22 protein-coding genes and 1 tRNA gene are annotated in these 20,029 nt (G+C 64.7%); 7 read left to right on the top strand and 16 right to left on the bottom strand.

From position 1 onward, the window contains the following. Positions 1-30: 30 nt before the first annotated feature. From ispF to JOD47_RS10880, 3 genes are all read right to left on the bottom strand, one after another. Positions 31-519 carry a 2-C-methyl-D-erythritol 2,4-cyclodiphosphate synthase gene (gene ispF, locus JOD47_RS10890; protein WP_204534229.1) on the bottom strand — a complete coding sequence of 163 codons (489 nt, stop codon included), beginning with the start codon at positions 517-519 and terminating at the stop codon, positions 31-33. Beyond that, a complete protein-coding gene (ispD, locus tag JOD47_RS10885; protein WP_204534226.1) occupies positions 516-1,235 on the bottom strand; it encodes a 2-C-methyl-D-erythritol 4-phosphate cytidylyltransferase in 720 nt (239 codons plus the stop codon). The genes ispF and ispD overlap by 4 nt, the downstream gene beginning before the upstream one ends. A 101-nt stretch (positions 1,236-1,336) precedes the next feature. Next, entirely contained in the window at positions 1,337-1,819 is a 483-nt protein-coding gene (locus JOD47_RS10880; RefSeq protein ID WP_167990786.1) for a CarD family transcriptional regulator, read from the bottom strand. Positions 1,820-2,087: 268 nt separating this feature from the next. Here JOD47_RS10880 and JOD47_RS10875 point away from each other — a divergent pair, with 268 nt between their 5' ends. After that, on the top strand, positions 2,088-2,618 hold the full coding sequence (locus JOD47_RS10875; RefSeq protein WP_204534224.1) for a hypothetical protein: 531 nt from the start codon (positions 2,088-2,090) through the stop codon (positions 2,616-2,618). Here the strand turns inward: JOD47_RS10875 and JOD47_RS10870 are convergent. Together JOD47_RS10870 and JOD47_RS10865 are read right to left on the bottom strand one after the other, a co-directional pair. Further along, positions 2,615-3,295 carry a winged helix-turn-helix domain-containing protein gene (locus tag JOD47_RS10870; RefSeq protein ID WP_204534222.1) on the bottom strand — a complete coding sequence of 227 codons (681 nt, stop codon included), beginning with the start codon at positions 3,293-3,295 and terminating at the stop codon, positions 2,615-2,617. The genes JOD47_RS10875 and JOD47_RS10870 overlap by 4 nt on opposite strands. Then, a complete protein-coding gene (locus JOD47_RS10865) occupies positions 3,292-4,536 on the bottom strand; it encodes a sensor histidine kinase (RefSeq protein WP_307836262.1) in 1,245 nt (414 codons plus the stop codon). Before JOD47_RS10865 ends, JOD47_RS10870 begins: the two co-directional genes overlap by 4 nt. A 173-nt stretch (positions 4,537-4,709) precedes the next feature. Between JOD47_RS10865 and phoU the strand changes: the two genes are divergently transcribed. Further along, a complete protein-coding gene (gene phoU, locus JOD47_RS10860; protein WP_204534220.1) occupies positions 4,710-5,369 on the top strand; it encodes a phosphate signaling complex protein PhoU in 660 nt (219 codons plus the stop codon). Between the two features lie 121 nt (positions 5,370-5,490). On the opposite strand, the gene JOD47_RS10855 is transcribed toward phoU, so the two are convergent. Beyond that, complete coding sequence (locus tag JOD47_RS10855; protein ID WP_204534218.1) at positions 5,491-6,246, bottom strand: phosphoglyceromutase; 756 nt, start codon at positions 6,244-6,246, stop codon at positions 5,491-5,493. An 80-nt stretch (positions 6,247-6,326) separates the two neighbouring features. Between JOD47_RS10855 and JOD47_RS10850 the strand changes: the two genes are divergently transcribed. After that, entirely contained in the window at positions 6,327-7,124 is a 798-nt protein-coding gene (locus JOD47_RS10850; RefSeq protein ID WP_204534216.1) for a class I SAM-dependent methyltransferase, read from the top strand. Between the two features lie 14 nt (positions 7,125-7,138). Here the strand turns inward: JOD47_RS10850 and JOD47_RS10845 are convergent, their stop codons facing one another. Together JOD47_RS10845 and JOD47_RS10840 are read right to left on the bottom strand one after the other, a co-directional pair. Then, positions 7,139-7,459 carry a DUF2516 family protein gene (locus JOD47_RS10845; RefSeq protein ID WP_204534214.1) on the bottom strand — a complete coding sequence of 107 codons (321 nt, stop codon included), beginning with the start codon at positions 7,457-7,459 and terminating at the stop codon, positions 7,139-7,141. 9 nt (positions 7,460-7,468) lie between these two features. Further along, on the bottom strand, positions 7,469-8,626 hold the full coding sequence (locus tag JOD47_RS10840) for a trans-sulfuration enzyme family protein (RefSeq protein WP_204534211.1): 1,158 nt from the start codon (positions 8,624-8,626) through the stop codon (positions 7,469-7,471). Positions 8,627-8,897: 271 nt separating this feature from the next. On the opposite strand from JOD47_RS10840, the gene tmk reads away from it, so the two are divergent. From tmk to JOD47_RS10820, 4 genes are all read left to right on the top strand, one after another. Then, the gene (gene tmk / locus JOD47_RS10835; protein WP_204536628.1) at positions 8,898-9,512 is read left to right on the top strand and encodes a dTMP kinase; all 615 of its coding nucleotides are present in this window, start codon (positions 8,898-8,900) and stop codon (positions 9,510-9,512) included. Continuing rightward, positions 9,509-10,672 carry a DNA polymerase III subunit delta' gene (locus JOD47_RS10830; RefSeq protein ID WP_204534209.1) on the top strand — a complete coding sequence of 388 codons (1,164 nt, stop codon included), beginning with the start codon at positions 9,509-9,511 and terminating at the stop codon, positions 10,670-10,672. Before tmk ends, JOD47_RS10830 begins: the two co-directional genes overlap by 4 nt. After that, complete coding sequence (locus JOD47_RS10825) at positions 10,669-12,216, top strand: alpha/beta hydrolase (protein ID WP_204534207.1); 1,548 nt, start codon at positions 10,669-10,671, stop codon at positions 12,214-12,216. The genes JOD47_RS10830 and JOD47_RS10825 overlap by 4 nt, the downstream gene beginning before the upstream one ends. A gap of 80 nt (positions 12,217-12,296) precedes the next feature. After that, positions 12,297-12,369, top strand: a tRNA-Thr gene (locus tag JOD47_RS10820). Between the two features lie 57 nt (positions 12,370-12,426). Here JOD47_RS10820 and JOD47_RS10815 read toward each other — a convergent pair. The 8 genes from JOD47_RS10815 to JOD47_RS10780 all read right to left on the bottom strand — a co-directional run bounded on the left by JOD47_RS10815 (position 12,427) and on the right by JOD47_RS10780 (position 20,014). Beyond that, on the bottom strand, positions 12,427-13,656 hold the full coding sequence (locus JOD47_RS10815; protein ID WP_204534205.1) for an MFS transporter: 1,230 nt from the start codon (positions 13,654-13,656) through the stop codon (positions 12,427-12,429). Between the two features lie 40 nt (positions 13,657-13,696). Then, entirely contained in the window at positions 13,697-14,251 is a 555-nt protein-coding gene (locus tag JOD47_RS10810) for a TetR/AcrR family transcriptional regulator (protein ID WP_204534204.1), read from the bottom strand. 4 nt (positions 14,252-14,255) lie between these two features. After that, the gene (locus JOD47_RS10805) at positions 14,256-14,834 is read right to left on the bottom strand and encodes a sugar O-acetyltransferase (RefSeq protein ID WP_204534203.1); all 579 of its coding nucleotides are present in this window, start codon (positions 14,832-14,834) and stop codon (positions 14,256-14,258) included. Positions 14,835-14,881: 47 nt separating this feature from the next. Further along, positions 14,882-16,783 carry an amylosucrase gene (locus JOD47_RS10800; RefSeq protein WP_204534202.1) on the bottom strand — a complete coding sequence of 634 codons (1,902 nt, stop codon included), beginning with the start codon at positions 16,781-16,783 and terminating at the stop codon, positions 14,882-14,884. Positions 16,784-16,793: 10 nt separating this feature from the next. Further along, entirely contained in the window at positions 16,794-17,855 is a 1,062-nt protein-coding gene (locus JOD47_RS10795; RefSeq protein ID WP_204534201.1) for a lactonase family protein, read from the bottom strand. Between the two features lie 128 nt (positions 17,856-17,983). After that, positions 17,984-18,823 (bottom strand): aldo/keto reductase, encoded by an 840-nt coding sequence (locus JOD47_RS10790; RefSeq protein ID WP_204534200.1) that lies wholly within the window; start codon positions 18,821-18,823, stop codon positions 17,984-17,986. A 90-nt stretch (positions 18,824-18,913) separates the two neighbouring features. Beyond that, entirely contained in the window at positions 18,914-19,369 is a 456-nt protein-coding gene (locus tag JOD47_RS10785) for a hypothetical protein (protein WP_204534199.1), read from the bottom strand. Between the two features lie 6 nt (positions 19,370-19,375). Beyond that, entirely contained in the window at positions 19,376-20,014 is a 639-nt protein-coding gene (locus JOD47_RS10780; RefSeq protein ID WP_204534197.1) for a bacterial proteasome activator family protein, read from the bottom strand. Between the last annotated feature and the right edge of the window lie 15 nt (positions 20,015-20,029).

Here is a 20,029-nt window from a genome sequence, read left to right as displayed (position 1 = left end):
GTGCGCGAGCCGGCGGCCGCCGGCGAAGTGTCAGAGCTGAACGACGACGGCGGTTGCGATCGCCGCGATTCCCTCACCACGGCCGGTGAAGCCCAATCCGTCACTGGTGGTTGCCGAGACGCTGACCGGCGCGCCGATCGCTGCAGAAAGAATCGCTTCCGCTTCCTGTCGGCGGGGCGTGAACCGCGGCCGGTTCCCGACCAACTGGACGGCTACGTTGCCGATTTCGAAGCCTGCCTCGCGCACAATCCGGGCGGCTTCTGTCAGGAGCGTGATGCCGGAGGCACCGGCATACTCTGGGCGGTCGGTGCCGAAGTTGGTGCCGAGGTCGCCTGTTCCCGAGGCCGAGAAAAGGGCGTCGGCTGCTGCGTGGGCAACGGCGTCGCCGTCGGAATGGCCGGCCAGCCCGCGCTCGCCCGGCCATTCAAGCCCGGCCAGCCATAACGTCCGCGGCTGGTCAGCGGGCGCAAAGGCGTGCACGTCGATGCCGATCCCGGTGCGTGGAAGATTGGCGGTCACTGCTGCTCCCCGGCAGTTTCGTGCGCCTGCCGCACGAGCGCTTCGGCGAGCATCAGATCGTTGGGGGTGGTTACCTTGAACGCCAGCGGATCACCCTGGGCAACAGTCACGGGGATTCCGAGAGACTCGACCAGCATCGCGTCATCGGTAACGGCCGCGTGGTCCACGGAGGCCTCGTGCGCGGTCCGCAGCGTGGCGGCGTCAAAGCCCTGCGGGGTCTGGATGGCGCGCAACGTAGTACGGTCCGGCGTGGCTGTGACAGTGTTCCCCGTCACCACCTTGATGGTGTCTGATACCGCAATTCCAGGAACGACGGCGACCGCACCGTCCCGCACCGCACTCACCACAGCGCGGAAAACCTGTGGCGGGGTGAGAGCGCGGGCCGCGTCATGGACGAGCACGATCTCGACGCCTCCCGGCAGGGCATCCAAACCGGCGCGTACGGATGCCGGCCGGCTTGCACCGCCGTCGACGGCGGTGAGGGTGAGCTGTGGGTGAGTATGCGCCTCGACGATCGAGCGCAGCTCTGTGTCACCGGCCGGAACGACCACGCGAACATGGCCGGCAACTCCGGCGGCAAGGACGCCGTCGAGGGCGTGTTCCAGCAGGGTACGGCCGGCACACTGAACGAGCGCCTTGGGCATACCCCGGCCGAGGCGCTCCCCGGCGCCGGCGGCGACAATGATCACGCCAATGCGTGTTGGATCTTCAGACACAGCTTCACCCTACGTGAACCCATACTGCACCTATTACTGAGGCATCCGCACTGGATCGGCCACAAAAAAGGACCGCAGCTATGCGGTCCTTTTCCTTAGTGCTAGGAAGCGAGTACTTCGTCGAGTACCGTCGCTGCCTTCTCTTCGTCCGTTTTCTCCGCCAGAGCCAACTCGGAGATGAGGATCTGGCGAGCCTTCGCCAGCATCCGCTTCTCACCGGCAGACAGTCCGCGATCATGGTCACGGCGCCAGAGGTCCCGAACTACTTCGGCAACCTTGATGACGTCTCCCGATGCGAGCTTCTCCAGGTTTGCCTTGTACCGGCGTGACCAGTTGGTAGGCTCCTCCGTGAATTCGGCCCGGAGTACGTCGAAGACGTGCTCTAGACCTTCCTTGCCCACAACATCACGTACGCCGACGAGGTCGACGTTCTCTGCTGGAACTTCAATGGTCAGATCACCCTGTGCCACTTTGAGCTTGAGATACATCTTCTCTTCGCCCTTGATGGTGCGCATCTTGATCTCTTCGATCTTCGCTGCGCCGTGGTGAGGGTAAACAACTGTTTCGCCGACCTCAAAAACCATGTGGATAAACCCCTTTCCCGCAGATCAGTTTATCACGGAAACGACACGCCGATGACGCGTTTACGCAGGTCAGCGGGACGAAGAGCGATCAATTGGCTATCATTCCGCTCTTGACGCAGAGCAGAATTGGTGCTTGCGGGTTGTGGTTCCACCCTTCACCGGCGGCAGTTGAAGTTCAGTGAAATCCAATAATCACCCTCAATGCCGATAGGCTGTTCTCTAGTGTTGTCCGTCGGTCCGCGCGACCATACCTACAGGAGTTAGTGCCGTGAACAGTGCCCCGAAGAAACGAGTACAGCTGGCAGCTGCCGGAACCGCTGTACTGGCTCTCCTTGGAGCAACCGGCTGTTCCGCAGTGAACGAGCAGGCCACCACCATCCAGTACGCCGCATCGGACGGAATCGTGGACAGCGTGGGCCCGGTCCTTCTGCGCAACATCCTCATCATCACCTCCGCTGAAGGTGAGCCGGGCGCGCTGCTGGGTACTCTCTTCAACGAGTCCGACTCCGCAGTCCAGGTGAGAATTGACGGCGAGAACGAGAATTCGCAGGTCACCATCGAGGCGAACGGCAAGTACGTCTTCGAGGACGAGGTGGACGACGACGGCACCCTGGAAGGCATCAGTGAGGTTCCGGGATCGCTGGTCGACCTCGAGTTCACCGTGAATTCCGAAAGCGAGACCATCCGGGTGCCGGTCCTCGACGGAACGCTTGAGGAGTACCGCGAGTACGTTCCCGGCGGCTTCACTCCGCCGCCTGCCCCCATCGAAGAAGTCGTTGAAGATGAGGAAGAGCTCTAGGGCTCGTATTTGTAACCCAGCCCCCGCACCGTCACGAGGTGCCGCGGGTTTGACGGATCAGGTTCGATTTTCCCCCGCAGCCGCTTGACATGGACATCGAGCGTCTTTGTGTCCCCCACGTAGTCCGACCCCCACACTCTGTCGATGAGCTGCCCGCGGGTCAGCACACGTCCGGAATTACGCAGCAGCATCTCGAGCAGCTCGAACTCCTTCAGCGGCAGCGAAACCTGCTCCCCGCTGACGCTCACAACGTGCCGTTCCACATCCATGCGTACCGGGCCTCCCGCGACGGTGCTGGCCACCAGCTCTTCCGGCTCGCCCTGCCTGCGCAGTACAGCACGCACCCGGGCCACCAGCTCCCGCGACGAATAGGGTTTGGTGACGTAATCGTCGGCGCCCAGTTCGAGTCCCACAACCTTGTCGATCTCTGAATCCTTGGCCGTAAGCATGATGACCGGGACGGAGGAGCGCTGCCGCAGCTGGCGGCATACTTCCGTACCGGAGAGGCCCGGCAGCTGAAGATCGAGGAGTACCAGGTCCGCGCCGCCGCGGTCGAACTCGGTGAGCGCATCAAGGCCGTTATCCACGACGACGGCGTCAAAGCCCTCCTTGCCCAACAGATAGGACAGGGGGTCGCTGAAGGACTCTTCGTCCTCAACGATCAGGATGCGGCTCACGCTTTCACTCCTTGGTTCTGGACACTGCTGCCCTTGTCGTTGCGGGCACTTTCGTGCCTGCTTCCCTGCACCGCGCCGGCGGCGACGCTCGCCGCCGGCCCTGCGCCGTCGTCGTCGGCTGTTTCCATCTCCGGCAGACGGACAGTGAACGTGCTGCCCTGGCCCTGCTGCGACCACACCGTCACTTCGCCGCCGTGGTTCGAGACGACGTGCTTGACGATGCTCAGCCCGAGGCCCGTGCCGCCCGTCTGCCGTGAGCGCGCCGCGTCGATGCGGTAGAAGCGCTCAAAGATCCGCTCCTGCTCCTCGGGGGTGATGCCCAGGCCCTGGTCCGTGACGGAGATCTGCGCCAGTCCGTCGCGTGAGCGCAGCCCAACACCCACCCTGGTTCCGTCCGGAGAATAGCGGATGGCATTGTCGATCAGGTTGCGGAAGGCGGTCATGAGGAGGTCCGGATCCCCGTAGACCGGTGCGTCGATCTTCCCGCCGACCACGATGTCGATCTGTTTGCTTTCGGCAGGAAGCTTGTTCCGGTCCACTGCCTCGGCGAGCACCGCATTGATATTGACCGCCTTGCCGCGGCGGACGACGTCGGTTCCCTGCAGCCGGGACAGCTCGATGATGTCCTGGACCAGGGCCGAGAGCCTGCCCGATTCCTTGTGCATCCGCTGGGCGAACCTGCGGACCGCCACCTCGTCGGAGGCTGCATCATCAAGGGCCTCTGCAAGGAGGGAGATGGCGCCCACGGGAGTTTTCAATTCATGGGATACGTTCGCGACGAAATCATTGCGGATCTCCTCGGTACGGGTGATCTCGGTGCGGTCATCCGCGAGAATGAGGAGGTATTCCTCGCCGAGCGCCGCGATGCGGGCGTGCACAACAATGGTGCCCTGTCCCAGGGGACCGCGCGGCAGTTCCAGCTGGCGCTCCTCGATCACTCCGTCCCTGCGCACCCGTGCGGTCAGCTCAAGGAGCTCGCTGTGCACGATCGTGTGGCCGCGGACGAGGCCGAAAGCGTAGGCCGCGGGACTGGCGCGGACCACGCCGTCGATCCCGTCCACAATGACGTAGGCACGGCCCACCACCGACAGGACATCGGCCGCCCCTTTGGGGAGCACCGGCTCGTCACTATCGAGGCGGGCACGGCGTTGCGACTCGCTGGCACGGAACGCGAGCATGCCGGCCACGCCGATAGCGAGGCCGACCAGCCCAGCCACGAGGGTCAGCAGTACAGGATCCACGGATCCAGCTTAGGCCGTGAATGCGCCTTCCCCTGCTGATCCGGTGGCTTTGGACCGGTGGTTCAACTAACGTTCACCTAAAGATGCGTAACAGTTAAGGGGCAGCTGAAAACGTGCTGGACAGGACTGCGCATCTGCGCCCGTTCAGCACCTCAAAGGGAAAGGACGCCCACGTGCGTAAGGTTTTTCAGGCGGAGCTTCACCAAATCGGCGAAGAACTCATCGAGATCTCGAAGCTGGTTTCGGAGGCCATGCAGAAGGCCACCACGGCGTTCGAGGCAGCGGATACCGAGCTGGCACAGGAAGTCATCGCCGCGGATGCGCGCATCGACTTCCTCCAGAACGACCTCGACGAGCGCGCGATCGACGTCCTTGCCCTGCAGGGGCCGGTTGCGAGCGACCTGCGCATGATTGTGGGTGCTCTGCGGATGAGCGCGTCGCTTGAACGGATGGGCGATCTCGCCCGGCACATCGCGCAGTTGGCCCGCCTCCGCTTTCCGGAGAATGTGATTCCCGAGAGCATCCGGCCCACCTTCATCGAATTGGCGCAGCTCGATATCGCGATCGCGAACAAGGTCACCGAGCTTCTCGAAACGCGCAACCTCGAGCTGAGTATCGAGATCAACGCGCACAATGCGCGGATCAACGAACTGCACGCCGGCGTGTTCAAGGCGGTTGCCGCAGCTGACTGGAACGCTTCCGCTCCGACCACGGTGGATGTCACCCTCGCCAGCCGCTACTTCGAGCGCTTCGCCGACCATGGCATTTCAGTTGCCCGGAAGGTCACCTACCTGGTCACCGGTGAGTGGCAGCCCAGCGCGCCGCTGAACTGACCTCACTGATCCACCGACGACGGCGGCCCGCTTCCTTCCGGAGGCGGGCCGCCGTCGTCGTGCGGGGCTGGGCTCAACCCATGCAGGGTACTTGGCTGCCGGAGCCTGCTAATGCTTGTTGCTAGTGCTTTGCTTTGCCCTGGTTGGCTACCGCTTCGATCGCGGCAGCGGCGGCGTCGGCGTCGAGGTACGTACCGCCGGCCTTGACCGGCTTGAGGTCCTCGTCCAGTTCATACACCAGCGGGATGCCCGTGGGGATGTTGAGGGAGGCGATGTCACCATCGCTGATTCCGTCAAGGTGCTTGACCAGCGCGCGGAGGGAGTTACCGTGGGCAGCGATGAGGACGGTCTTGCCAGCCTTGATGTCAACGCTGATGTCCGATTCCCAGTACGGCAGGAACCGCTCGAGGACGTCCTTCAGGCACTCGGTGCGCGGCAGGTCATCGCCGAGGTCCGCGTAGCGGGGGTCATTGGCCTGGGAGTACTCGCTCGAATCGTCGAGGGGCGGCGGCGGCGTGTCATACGAACGGCGCCACTCCATGAACTGCTCCTCGCCGAACTCAGCGAGGGTCTGGGCCTTGTCCTTGCCCTGCAGGGCACCGTAGTGGCGCTCGTTGAGCCGCCAGTCCCGCTTGACGTCGATCCAGGTGCGGTCAGCCGCCTCCAGTGCGAGGTTCGCAGTGATCGTGGCCCGCTTCTGGCGCGAGGTGTACACGATGTCCGGCAGGAGGTCATGCTCCACCAGGAGCTCGCCGCCGCGGACGGCCTCCTTGCGTCCCAGTTCCGTCAGTGCCACGTCCACCCAGCCCGTGAAAAGGTTCTTTTCATTCCACTCGCTCTGGCCATGGCGCAGCAGGATCAGTTTGTAAGAAGTCATGAATCCAGTCTGCCGTATTTGGCTGGATGGGGCACATGATGTGCTGCGGAAGGCGGTTTCATTACCCGTAACCTTGAACGGTGCCGACACGAAAACCCGGAAAGCCCGTTGGAGCGATCACCCGCGGCACAACCAACCCGAACCGTCTCCGGCGCATGGACCGCTGGCTGGCCGGTCCGCAGGCCTGGCGCATCCGGACCGCGGATGACCCGCTCGTGGTGGATCTTGGTTACGGCGCGACGCCGGTCACTGCCGTTGAACTCTTCACGCGCCTGCGAGCGGTTCGCGCCGATGTCCAGGTGATGGGTGTGGAAATCGATCCCGAGCGCGTCCGGGCAGCGCTTCCGCTTGAGCGGCCGGGCCTGAGCTTCCTCCAGGGCGGGTTCGAGTTGCCGATGCAGGGCCGGCGTCCCGCAGTTGTCCGCGCATTCAACGTGCTGCGCCAGTATGGCGAAGACGAGTACCTGGCTCATTGGGACCGGGTGCGGAGCCGGCTGTCGGAGGACGGCTTGTTCATTGACGGAACCTGCGACGAGATCGGGCGCAGGTCCACGTGGGTGGCGATCAGCGTGAATGGCCCGCTGTCATTGAGCATCTCGCTGCGCTTCGGGTGCTTCGGGGTGCCCTCCGATGTGGCTGAGCGTCTGCCGAAGGCTTTGATCCACCGGAACGTGCCGGGTGAGCGCGTGTTCGACTACCTGCAGGCGCTCGACCGCGCGTGGCTCGACGCCGCGCCCCTCGGTTCCTTCGGCAACCGGCAGCGCTGGATGGCGATGTGCTCTGCGATGTCCGACGCCGGATGGCCGCTTCTCGACGGTCCGTCGCGGTGGCGTCTGGGCGAGATTACCGCTGCCTGGGACGCGGTTGCTCCTCAGTGAAACGGCGGCAGGGCCTACCAGGGCCCGTACGGTCCGCTTCCCTGGACCTCGCTCACAGCGGGCTTCACATCAGCAAGGTAGACGCACGCCGCGATGATGGCAACGAGCTGCAGAAGTCCGAACAGGCCGATACCGCCGAAGAGCGCGGTGAGAGCCCCAATTGCCGCAGCGCCGGCCGTAAGTCCCAGCCAGAAACTCTTGGTGCGCTTGAACGTGGCTTCGAAGGAGGCGGGCTTGCGCCGGGCGCAGTCGACCAGCGCCCACAGTTCAATTGCGAGGGCGAGATAGCCGAGCACCCTGAACAGCCAGAACTCGGTCAGCAGCACAATTTCCACGGATTCAGCCTACCGGGTATTCGCCGCGGAGGAGAGTGCCGAATCAAGGTCCGTCCAGAGATCCTCGATGTTCTCGATTCCGACGGACAGCCGGACCAGCGCCTCGGGCACCGTTTTCGGCTCACCGGGCTGGCGCCGTCGTCGTTCAATCAGGGATTCAACGCCGCCGAGGGAGGTTGCCGGGAGCCAGAGGCGGACAGCTTCGACAAGCGCGTCAGCGGTTTCCCTGCTGTCCAGTTCGATACTGATAATGCCGCCGTAGCCTTTCAGCTGGGCGGTGGCGCGTTCGTGGCCCGGATCCGCAGGCAGTCCCGGGTAGCGGACCCGTTGGACCGCGGCGTGCTGCGCCAGCCTGGTCGCCAGTTCCAGCGCATTGGCCTGGCTGCGTTCCATCCTGAGCGCGAGTGTGCGCAGTCCCCGAAGCGCCAGCCACACCTCAAACGGCCCCGCAATCGCCCCGTGCAGCGTCCGGTAGGAGGTCAACTGGGCGCGCAGCTCAGCGTCCGACGTGACCAGTGCCCCGAGGACGACGTCGGAATGGCCGGCCAGATATTTGGTGACGGAATGGAGTACGACGTCGGCGCCATAGTCCAGCGGCCGGCATACCAGCGGTGTGTTGAAGGTGTTATCAACGACGACGACGGCGCCGGCTCCGTGGGCAGCTTCCGTCAGCACCGCGGTTTCCGCGACCTCAAGCATTGGATTGGTGGGACTTTCGAGCCAGAGCATGTGTGCGCCGTCGAGCTGTGTCAGCACCTGCTCGGTATCCGCGATGTCCACCTGCCGGACCGTCAGGCGGCCGCGGGCTTCCTCCGCGAGCGCCAGCGAGACGGACCCGCCGTATGCGTGGCGGGGAATGACCACCACTCCCCCGGTGGGCACAAGCGATAGGGCCGCGGCGGCGGCACCGAGGCCGGAGGCGAAGGCGAGCGCCGGAAGCGCGGCACCCTCGAGTTCTGCAAGGGCTTCCTCGAAGGGATCCCAGGTGGGGTTGGACATGCGCGCGTAGATGCGGTCGGATCCGGTGGGCGGCGCGGTTTCGTGGAAGGTTGATGACAGCACAATGGGCGGGTTGACCGGGGAATCGTGATCACGGGGCGGGCGGCCTGCGGCCACAGTGAGGGTATCCGGGGCAAGGTGCGCGTGATTCCCGCTGGTGTGCGTCATGGTGCAAGCGTAATTGGCGGTTTCGAAGCGCTGAAACCGTGACGATGCGCAGCTGCGCACCCGGTACGGCGTTCCCGGAAAGTGCATGCTGCATGCACTTTCTTGGGTCGGATGTCAGAGGCTGCTTCAGCACCGTGGTGGCCCACTGCAGGAATTGCCCTGCACCGCCCGGCGGATTGATTCCGTATGTTCTCCACAGGCCGCGCGGCCTGTCAGGCTGAGTCGGTAGGCTGATCCAGTGACATCCCAGACTCCCCGCCCTACCCGCGGCATGTTCATTGCCTTCGAGGGCGGAGACAGCGCCGGTAAGTCCACGCAGGCTGTGCGCTTGGCGGAGTTACTTCAGGCTGACGGCCAAACGGTGGTGCGCACCCGCGAGCCCGGTGGCACCGAAATCGGTGAGAAGCTGCGTTCCCTCGTGCTTGATCACGGGCACGGGTACATCGACGCGCGGACGGAAGCACTGATATTCGCCGCTTCGCGTGCCGCACACGTGCATCAGGTGATCCGGCCCGCTCTGGAGCGCGGCGACGTCGTCATCTGTGACAGATATATCGACTCCTCCGTGGCCTACCAAGGCGTAGGCCGCGGTCTCGGCGCGGAGAGCGTGCTGGGGATCAACCTCTGGGCGGTGGAGGGGCTCCGGCCGGATCTGACGGTGTTGCTGGATGTTGACCACGTGGAAGGCCGCGGCCGTCGAACCTCCACGGCAGCGCAGGAGGACCGCATGGAGTCGGAGCCGGACTCCTTCCACGAGCAGATCCGCGCCGCTTTCCGGGACCAGGCAGCGTTGAATCCGGAGGCATATCTGGTGCTGAACGCGTCGGATCCCGTTGATGAGCTGGCAGCGATAATCGCGGGCGCCGTGCGGGAGCGTGTGGCATGAGCGTCTGGACCTTCCTGACCGGTCAGGCCGCCGCCGTCGAACAACTGCGCCGTGCTGCCGCCGCGAACCAGCCCAATCACGCGTGGCTGTTCACCGGGCCGCCCGGCTCGGGCCGCTCCAACGCCGCGCGGGCCTTCGCCGCGGCGCTGCTCTGCGACCGGCCGCTGCTCGAGGAGCGCGGCTGCGGAGAGTGCAAGGCCTGCACGACGGCGTTGGCCGGCTCGCATGCCGACGTCACCAACGTGACCACCGAGAAGGTCACCATCAGCATCGACGAGGCCCGCGAGCTGGTGCGGAAGGCGCAGGACAAACCGTCCACCGGCCGGTGGCGCGTCATCATCGTTGAAGACGCCGACCGCATGCAGGAACGCAGCACCAACGTCCTTCTGAAGGCGATCGAGGAACCGCCTCCGCGCACCATCTGGCTGCTCTGCGCGCCCAGCCCCGGAGACGTGCTGGTCACCATTCGTTCCCGCTGCCGCTCAGTCAGCCTGCGGGTTCCACCGGTCGAGGCCGTGACGGACCTGCTGGTGAAGCGTGACGGCATCGACCCGATCATCGCCGAAGCTGCAGCCCGCGCCGCGCAGAGCCACATCGGAGTGGCGAAGCGCCTCGCCACGGACACCGATGCCCGCGAGCGGCGCAACCAGATCGTGCGGCTACCCCTGAACCTGCGCAATATCGCTGGTGCCATGAGGGCAGCTGCGGATCTCGTGAAGCTCGCTGAAGCCGAGGCGCAGAGCTCTTTCGAGCAACGTGACGCCGAAGAAAAGGCCGCGCTGCTGGTCTCGCTGGGCGCGCCCACATCCGGCACTCTTCCGCCTGCCATCCGTGCGCAGGTCAAGCGGCTCGAGGACGATCAGAACCGGCGGGCCAAGCGCTCGAAGAACGACTATTTCGACCGCGCACTGACCGATCTCACCTCGTTCTACCGTGACATCCTCATGTTGCAGCTCGGCACCTCCGGGTACCTGGTGAACGAGCCGCTGCGGCCTGAGCTCGAGCGCTATGCCGAACACGGCACGCCGGAGCAGACCCTCGGGCGCATTGAGGCCATCAACAAAGTGCGCACGCGGATCGTTGGAACCAATGTTGCCCCCCTGCTGGCCATCGAAGCGATGGCCGTCAGCCTGCTGCCAGAGAAGGAACTTTCCGCGTGACCCACTCCCAACCCGCGCGCCGCTCCCCGCTGCGTGCGCTGGCAGGTACTGCCGCCGTCGTCGTTGCTCTGGTGCTTTCCGGGTGCACAGCGGGTCCGGAGACCGGCGCGGCGACAGCGCCGGCCGAAGTTATCGGCGAGGTTCCCGAAGACCTTCAGGAGTTCTACTCGCAGGAGGTCGTCTGGGAGGAGTGCGAAGAGGATCTCGCTTGCGCGACAGTCGACGTTCCTCTTGATTACAGTGATCCGGGGCGGGAATCGATCGAGATCGCCGCTATCCGCCTTGATGCGTCAGGGGATGCCCAGGGCTCGCTCCTGGTGAATCCGGGCGGGCCGGGAGCTTCCGGCTATAACCTGGTCCGTGACTCCGCTGAGTTCATCCTCAGCGACCGGCTACGTCAGTCCTACGACGTGGTGGGCTTTGATCCGCGCGGGGTCAACCGGTCGTCCGCAGTGGAATGCCTGACGGACGAAGAACGCGACGAAGCCCGTACCGAGACGATTCCGCCGGATGCCACCGACGAGGAAGCCCTCGAGATCCTCGAAGCGGACTCAGCCGAGTACGCAGAGCTGTGCGCCGAGCGCACCGGTGAGTTACTGGGCTACATCGACACCGTCAGCGCCGCGAAGGACATGGACATCCTGCGCGCCCTTGTGGGCGAGGAACAGCTGGACTACCTCGGGTTTTCCTACGGCACTCAGCTGGGCGCCGCCTATGCGGAGCTGTTCCCCGACAACGTCGGGCGCTTTGTGCTCGATGGCGCCGTAGACCCTTCCCTGAGCTCGGCGGAGATCACTGCCGGGCAGGTCGCGGCATTCGATGAGGCGCTGCGCAGTTACGTCGCCGACTGCCAAAGCCAAAGCGAGTGCCCGCTTCCCGGTGATGTGGATGCCGGTGTGGCCGTAGTGGATGACCTCTTCGAGTCCGTTGAGGAGAGCCCCATGACGGCTGCCGACGGACGTCCGGTCACCATTGGGACGTTCTTTCAGGGCTTCGTGCTTCCGCTGTATGACAGTGCCAGCTGGCCTGCCCTGACCGCGGCGATCGACCGGGCGTTGCAGGGTGACCCCACGGAATTCCTCCGCTTCGCTGATCTCGGCGCGGAGCGGGAACCCAACGGCGACTACCTGACCAACGCGTCCGCCGCCTTCACGGCGGTCACCTGCCTCGATTACCCCATGCCGGCCGACCCGGCGGTCATGGCGGAACAGGCGGAAGCGCTCGAAGCGTCATCTGCGGTCTTCGGCGAGTACCTGAGCTACGGCGCGCTCGCCTGCAAGGAGTGGGCACACGAACCGGTGCTGGAGCCCTCCCCGGCCAGCGCACCGGATGCGCCGCCGATGCTCGTGATTGGAACCACAGGGGATCCCGCGACACCCTATGAGTGGTCGCTGGCCCTCGCGGACCAGCTCGAATCCGCCGTTCACGTGACCTGGGAGGGGCAGGGGCATACCGCCTACGGCCGCTCCGGCGAGTGCATCGAGTCCCTCGTCGATGATTTCCTGATCGACGGCACCGTGCCCGAGATGAGCGTCCGCTGCTGATTTTGACCGGTGAGCTTATGCTCTTATAGAGTTATTCCTTGTGGAATGAGCCTTTGCGCTAGCGAAGTTCACCCGCGCCAGCCTCCTTAGCTCAGTCGGTAGAGCGTCTCACTCGTAATGAGAAGGTCGCCAGTTCGACTCTGGCAGGAGGCTCTTTTTGTGCCCTCGTTGTGGCACAGTCCCGTGAGTGACAGTGTAGGATCTAGCGATTCAGGACCGGTGCTGCTTCGCCCGGTCCGCGGACAGCACACCAGCCAGCAGGATAACCAGCAACCCTGCGAACGGCACCACCAGGAGTCCTACGCGCAGGCTGAGGGTATCGGCGATCAGGCCGACGACGGGCGGTGACACCAGGAAACCCACGCGCATGAGCCAACTGATCACCGTCAAACCGGTCCCGGGCCGCAGCCCGCGCAGCTCATCGGCGCCGTGCATGGCGGCTGGCACCAACGTGGCAACACCGAAGCCGGCGAGACCGAACCCGATGATCGTCCCTGCGACGGACGGAAAGGCGAGCGCCGCTCCCATACCGAGGAAAACAATCACCCCGCCCGCCCGGGCGACCGCGCGCTGCCCGAAGCGGTCCACGAGCCCGTCGCCCAGCAGGCGCCCAATGAACTGCGCGCCCACCATCGCCACAAAACCGAGGGCAGCGATGCTGACACTGGCATCCAGTTGCCCCGAGAGGTAGACCGCCGCCCACGTGCTGCCGGCATCCTCGACCAGCGTCCCGCCGACCGCGATGAACACCAGCGCAGCAAGTGTGAGGTACGGCCCGGTCCGCCGCATCTTGGGGGCCCTGCCGTGGACATCGGGGCTTGGAGGCACCACCGCCCGCTCGACGGGCTCCGGACCGGCCAGGAGGAACCGGTAGGCGATCAACACGGCTGCGACGCAGAGGGCGCCGGTCACCGACAGATGGATTCCGCGCGGTAGATCGAGTGCACCTGCCAACCCTCCCATCAGCCCACCGGCGACAGCTCCGATGGACCACACGGCATGGAACGAGTTGAGGATGGACCGGCCGTACAACCGCTGCACCCGCAATCCGTGTGAGTTCTGCGCCACGTCGGTCACCGCATCCATTGCACCGGCGAAGAACAGCGCGGACGCCAGGGCAACCCAGGTCGGTGAAACGCCCGCAATCAGCACTCCCACCGCAACAAACAGTGTCCCGGCCACCGCCACTCTGGAGGACCGGAATCGGCGGATGAGCGTTGCCGCGGCCAACCCGGCGATCAGCGCGCCCAGCGGAAAGGACGCGACGGCCAGCCCGTACTCTGCGTTACTGAGCCCAAGGTCCTGCTTGATCTCCGGATAGCGCGGCAGGAGGTTGGCGAAGATGGCGCCATTCGTGAAGAACAGCACAGCGACGGCGATCCGTGCGTTCCGTGCTTCCCGTGGAACAGCTACGCGCTGCTCGGTGGTCATTGAGCTCATGATTGTCTTTCTAGAAATGGTTCCGGTGATCGGGGCACGTTCAGGGCGCGGGCGCGTCGGAGAGGAAGCGCCGAACCGCCCGTTCGGTGCCTGCCCGGGAGCGGGGGTGCTGGTCAAGGCTCACGTGGATGAAGAGTCCCTCGATCAGCGCGTCCACCTCGAATGCTGCGGTTGCATCCATGTGCCGCTCAAGGACAGCGCGGCTCTGCCTCATCCAGTCATGGGTGATCCGCCGGAAGGCCGGCTTCCGCGCAGCCAGTGTGTACAGCTCCAGGGTGAGCACCACATCCTCGGGGCTCTTGCTGAGGTCGTGATGCACAAGCTCGGCAATCGCAGCCACCAGTTGGTTCGTGCCGGACACGGCTGCCAAGCGGTCCGCAAAACGCCGGGCGATACGGCTGGCGTATCGGGTGAACGCCTCGCGGAGCAGCTCATCCATGTCTGCGAAGTGGTAGGTCATGGAGCCGAGCGGCACATCAGCATGCTTCGCCACCTTGCGGTGCGTGGTTCCGGCCACCCCATGCTCGGCGATTGTTGCCAATGCGCTGTCGATGATCCTGTCCCGCCGGTCCGGATCATGCCTGCGCTGGCTCATTGAGCTAGATCTCCCGGATCACGCGGGCAGGATTCCCCACGGCGACGACGTTCGCCGGGACATCCTTCGTGACGACGGCGCCGGCACCAATGACGCTGTTCTCACCGATCGTGACTCCCGGCAGCACAATGGCTCCGCCGCCGAGCCACACGTTGTCCCCGATAGTGATGGGAAGGGCCGCTTCGAGTTTGTCACGGCGCGGCTGCGGCTCGACCGGATGCGTGGGAGTCAGCAGCTGCACGTTGGGACCGATCTGGCAGTCCCGGCCGATGACAATGGGAGCGACGTCCAGCGCGGTGAAGTTGCAGTTGATGAAGGTCCCCGTGCCGATGGTGATGTACGTGCCATAGTCCACGGCAAGCGGCGGGCGGATGTGCGCACCTTCGCCAAGGTGACCAATAAGGGATTCAAGGATCGGTCGGGCGGAGTCCACATCCTGGGCGTACGCCGCGTTGTAATCGGAGGCCAGCTTGACGGCCCTCTGGTGACCGGCGGCAAGGTTGGGATCGTCAGCGATGTATAGATCACCCGCGAGCATCCGCTCCTGGTTTGTTCTGGAGTCACCCTCGAAATAGTTCGGCATGCGTACAAGCGTACACATTATGTGGACATCCGTACATATAACGTCCGTCAGGACGTGAGAGCCACTCGCAGCCAGAGGAAGCTGCGGGGAGCGAGCTGGATTCCGACCTCAAGCCCAACGCGCTTACCGGTGACCAGGTTGACGCCCGTGGGGTTGAAGCCCGACAGCGTCTCGGCCGAGATCGTCTGGCTATCATCGGCAAAATTCGCCAGCACAAGCACCACCGTCGTATCTCCCGGCCTTTGGTACCCGAGCACGTGCCGGTTCCCGGTGAAGAAATCGATCAGGTGGGTTCCGGCGAACTCAGGAGTGGCGGTCCGGACCGACAGGAGCACTTTAAGCCCCGAGTACAAGGTGCCCTGTGGCGTCGTCGAGTCGGCTCTCCGCGCGTAGCTCTCCGCGGGATAGCGCGGCCGGTGCACCCAGCGGCTATCAGCCTCATGCCCGGCCTCCCCTGCATAGGCGTAATCGTTCTCCTGCGCCACTTCGTCTCCCAGATAGATCAGCGGAACACCGCCCGTGCTCAGGATGATTGAATGCGCGAGCATGATCCGCTCAACAGCGGCGGCCGGTTCCTGCTCCATGCCCAGGAGCGACGCCGTCGTACCGGAGATCCGGCAGTCTCCGGTCTTGGGGTTGTCCTGGAAGGGAACTCCGTGGGCAAAGCTGCCTGCGAAGCGGTTGACGTAGAAAGAGTTGAGGAACCGGCGGTGTTCGAACCCGTTGATGCCGAGCTCGGCGGCGTCCTCGTCGGCAAAAGTCCAGCCGATGTCATCATGGCTCCGGACGTAATTCACCCAGGACGTACCCTCCGGCAGGTTGTGCCGCCGCTCCAGCGCCTGCGAAAGCAGCGAGACGTCCCGGGTGGCCATTGAATTCCAGATCAATGCCATCTGCAGGGGATTGTAGGAGAGCTGGCACTCTCCCGGGGCGATGTACTCGGCTACCTGATCCGGGTGCACGATTGCCTCGGACTTGAAGAGCAGTGACGGCGCCGCCAGCCGGCACACGGCGTTGAAAGCCTGCAGGAGAAGGTGTGCCTGGGGCAGGTTCTCGCATGAGGTGCCGAGTTCCTTCCAGATGAACGCGACGGCGTCCATACGCAGGATGCCTATCCCCTGGTTGGCCAGGAAAAGCATCTCCTCAGCCATTGCGCGGAACACTTCGGGGTTCGAGTAGTTCAGGTCCCACTGGTAGCTGTGGAAGGTCGCCCAGACCCAGCGTCCGTCCTCGAGTTGGACGAAGGATCCGGGGTGGTCGTCAGGGAAGATTTCCCGCGCATGGGCCTCGAACGCGTCCGGCATGGTGCGGTCGGGGAAGATCCAGTAATAGTTGCTGTAGTGGGGATCTCCCTGGGCTGCCTTGCGCGCCCAGATGTGCTCGTTCGAGGTGTGGTTGAAGATGAAGTCGACCACGAGGCTGATGCCTTCGCTCCGAAGCTCCGCAGCCAATTCGCGGAGCTCCGCCATTGTGCCAAGGTCTGGATTGACCTCACGGTAGCTGGAAACTGCATAGCCGCCGTCGGAATGCGGTTCCGGAGCCAGGAACAGCGGCATCAGGTGCAGGTAGGTAAGACCCAGCTCCTTGAAGTACGGGATGCGCTTGCGCACGCCATCAAGGTTCCCGGCATACCTGTCGACGTAGCAGACCCCTCCCAGCATCTCCTCGGACAGGAACCACGTCGGTTCCCGCTCCTGTTCTTCATCGATCAGCTTCTGTTCGGGCGTCCGGGAGACCCAGGATCGTGCGGTCAGGAGCACGAGTCGGGTTAGCTGGTCCAGCCAGTCGTCCCTGTCTCCGTACAGCAACTCGAAGAGCCGGTACAGCTCCGGAAAATGGGTATCGAAGCGGCGGTTGTAGTCGACCCAGCTCGGCCCGTCCAGGTCCGCATCCGAGCGCACAACATCCCGAACCCGCGTGAACACGCTGTCCAGATTCTGATCATCCATGTGCACCCCGTCAGCCGTGGGTCGTGTCGGCGGAGGGAATGACACAGGCGGGAACCGGCAGCCCGAGGGAGCGCACGTGCTCAGCATGACCGGCGCCGTCCACGCGCAACACATCCAGCGTGGACGAGTACTGGTTCGCCACGACAATGAAATCCGCGCGATCATCGCTGGCGGGTACCACCGCGAAGTGCCGCGGCCACGCGCCACCAATCGGCGTGTCCGACAGATGCCTGAGCGCATGCCCGCCCTCAATCGCAAACACGGCAAGGACATCAGGCCCGCGGGTTGCGGCATACAGCAGGTTCCGCGTGGCCGGGGAGACTCCCACATCGATGTGAGAGGGCTGGCTCGGCTTCCCGGCCGGCACCGGGGTTGCGAGCGCAGGCACGCTCGAGAGGATCGATCCGCTTCCGTCAGGAGCCAGCACGTGCAGGCGGGAGTCCAGTTCACCCACAACGACGACGGCGCCGCCCGGCAGCGCTGCCTGGTGCCGTGGCCCGGTGGCCGGCGGCAGCACCGACGCGGGGTCGCTGGGCCCGGACGCGGTGAAGCGGCGGACCTCATCGGTGCCGAGGTCACTCACCCAGACCGATCCGTCGCCGGCATCATGCACAAAGTGGGCGTGCGGCCCCTCCTGACGTTCGGCGTTGGGTCCTGAACCGGCGTTCGGGTACACGGCCGGCGTCCCCACCGGCTCGCCGTCGCCGTTCAGGTCCAGGCGGCTGACCACGCCGTCACCGTAGTTGGCGACCCACAGTGCGTCATCCAGGGCGAGGAGGTGACATGGGAACGAACCACCCGTCGGCACGGTGGCCCGAAGTAACAGGTCCCCGCCGTCCACGCTGAACGCGCTCACCATCCCCTGCTCCGTCTCCTGGACTGCATAGAGCATGTGTCCGGAAGGGTGGAGTGCGAGGAAGGATGGCGCCGTCGTCGTCGTAATGAGGTGGTCGCCGCTCAGGGCGCCGCTGCGCCGGTCAAGGCTTACACGCCAGATGCCCTCGCCGGAGCCGGGCTCGGCGCCGTCGCTCGCGTAGGTCCCGGTCAGAAGGTTCACGATGTCGCTGTCCATGGGGACTATTGTTCCCACAAAAAGGTGCAGGCACCGCATGCGTTGAAAGCGCGCATGCAGTGCCTGCAGGGTTCTGAACGACCTACCGCTCGGTTGATCGGGTCAACCGAGCCGGTCGGGGCAATCGATCAGGGGAAGTCAGCCGTTGCCGGGTTGGCGCCGATGCGGCCGGCCTCACCCTTGTCGAGGCCGTTGATTGCCTCAATGTCCTCTTCACTCAGGGAGACCTCAAGGGCCCCCCAGTTCTCGATGATGCGGGACTCGGTCACCGACTTCGGGATGACAACAAGCCCGAGCGCGAGGTGCCACGCAAGCACAACCTGCGCCGGAGTGGCGCCCAGCTTCTCTGCGATGTCTGCAAGCACCGGGTCCTCGAGCAGGCCCTTGCCGGAACCGAGCGGAGAGTAGGACTCGTGGAGGATTCCCTTGTCCGCCTCGAAAGCGCGCAGCTCGGCCTGGTTCAGGTACGGGTGCGTCTCGACCTGGTTGATCGCAGGCACCACACCGGTGGCATCGATGATTTCCTGCAGTGCTTCAACCGTGAAGTTGGAGACACCGATGGAGTGGACGCGGCCGCGCTTCTGGAGTTCAACGAGCGCCTTCCACGTGTCCACATACTTGCCCTGCTTCGGCTGGAGCCAGTGGATCAGGTAAAGGTCGAGTGTTTCGAGGCCCAGCCGCTGCATGGACTCCTCGAACGCCTGGAGGGTGCTCTCATAGCCCTGGTCAGCGTTCCACAGCTTGGTGGTGATGAACAGTTCCTCGGGGCTGAGACCGGAGGCTGCAATCGCGCGGCCCACGCCCGCTTCATTGCCGTAGATTTTCGCGGTGTCGATATGCCGGTAGCCGGCCTTGAAAGCGCGTCCGACGACGTCCTCCGCCGTTGCGTCGTCGACCTGCCACACGCCGTAACCCAGCTGGGGAATGGTTCGGCCGTCGTTGAACGTCAGGTTTGGTGAGGTACTCATGTATCCCTTTCGAAGACTGTTGCTCCTGTCGAACTGTGGCAACCCCAGCCCGGCGGCGAGTATTCCGAGACTTCGCTCTTGACCCGGCTTTTAAGCGGGTGCTTCCAGCAAGCGCTCAGCTTCCACGACATCTTCGGCGACTACCTCCGCCCGGCGCCGGACATTCTCCAGTCCGGCAGATGCGATGCCCCACCGCTCGCCGTCCAGGCGCGCCATCGCGGCCGCCTCCGCTGTGGTTGCCAGTGCGTTGCCCGCGCGGGACAGTGCACGATGCACCTGGAGAAGTGCTCCCGGGATGTCCAGTCCCTCGCTGGGGTGCTGGGCTTGAGCGGTCGCGCAGCACTCGCGCACGCGCGGCAGCAACTGGGCAAGCTGGTTGGCGATGCCCGCCAGCTCGTTGTAGACGGCGTCGTCCTCCACGCCCTCGAGGATCTGGTGGTACCGGTCGAGCCCGCGCCGGAAGCGGTCGTGAGCGCGGCGCCACACGCCTGTGCCAAGCTCCGCGTCATCCTTGCGGCCCTGTCGGGCCGCCGCAAAAAGTGCCACCTGCGTTTAGAGGTACTGGCCCGGACCGTGGGTGTCCGGTGTCTGCGCGGGACCGGGCCGGGCTCCGGGAGCGCGCTTCGGTTCACCGTCGTCGCCGACCACGACCCCCGGAGCAAGAACGGTGCCGGGTGGCAGTTGCTTCAACTGAAGTTGCGCAGCCAGCTGCTGGTTGGCCATCTGCTGAGCGGCAAGCGCGGTCTGGATACCGTGGAACAGACCTTCGAGCCATCCCACCAGCTGCGCCTGCGCAACGCGGAGCTCAGCGTCTGTAGGAACCACGTCATCCGTGAACGGCAAGTTGATCCGGTGCAGCTCCTCGACCAGTTCCGGTGCAAGTCCGTCCTCAAGCTCACGCATGGAACGCTCATGAATCTCGGCGAGGCGGCTGCGCCCGGCATCATCGAGAGGAGCGCTGCGCACCTCCTCAAGTAACTGCTTGAGCATGGTGCCGATGCGCATGACCTTGGCGGGCTCGTCCACCAGCTCAGTCAGTTTGGTGCCCTGCGCCTTATCACTGCGGGAGCCGCCGTCGTCGTTCTGTTCCGGAAGGCCACGTCCCGCGTCCAGCTCTCCTGACAGGATCTGGCTCTCCTTCGCCGCGGGCGCGGGGGTGCCGTCGAGGTTCTCGGGCTGCTGTTGGGTCATAGGTTTATGCTCTCA

The organism is Arthrobacter tumbae (assembly GCF_016907495.1).
GTDB lineage: Bacteria > Actinomycetota > Actinomycetes > Actinomycetales > Micrococcaceae > Arthrobacter_D > Arthrobacter_D tumbae.
Note: the sequence above shows the minus strand (reverse complement) of the source record. Positions and strands in the feature narration are given on the sequence as shown.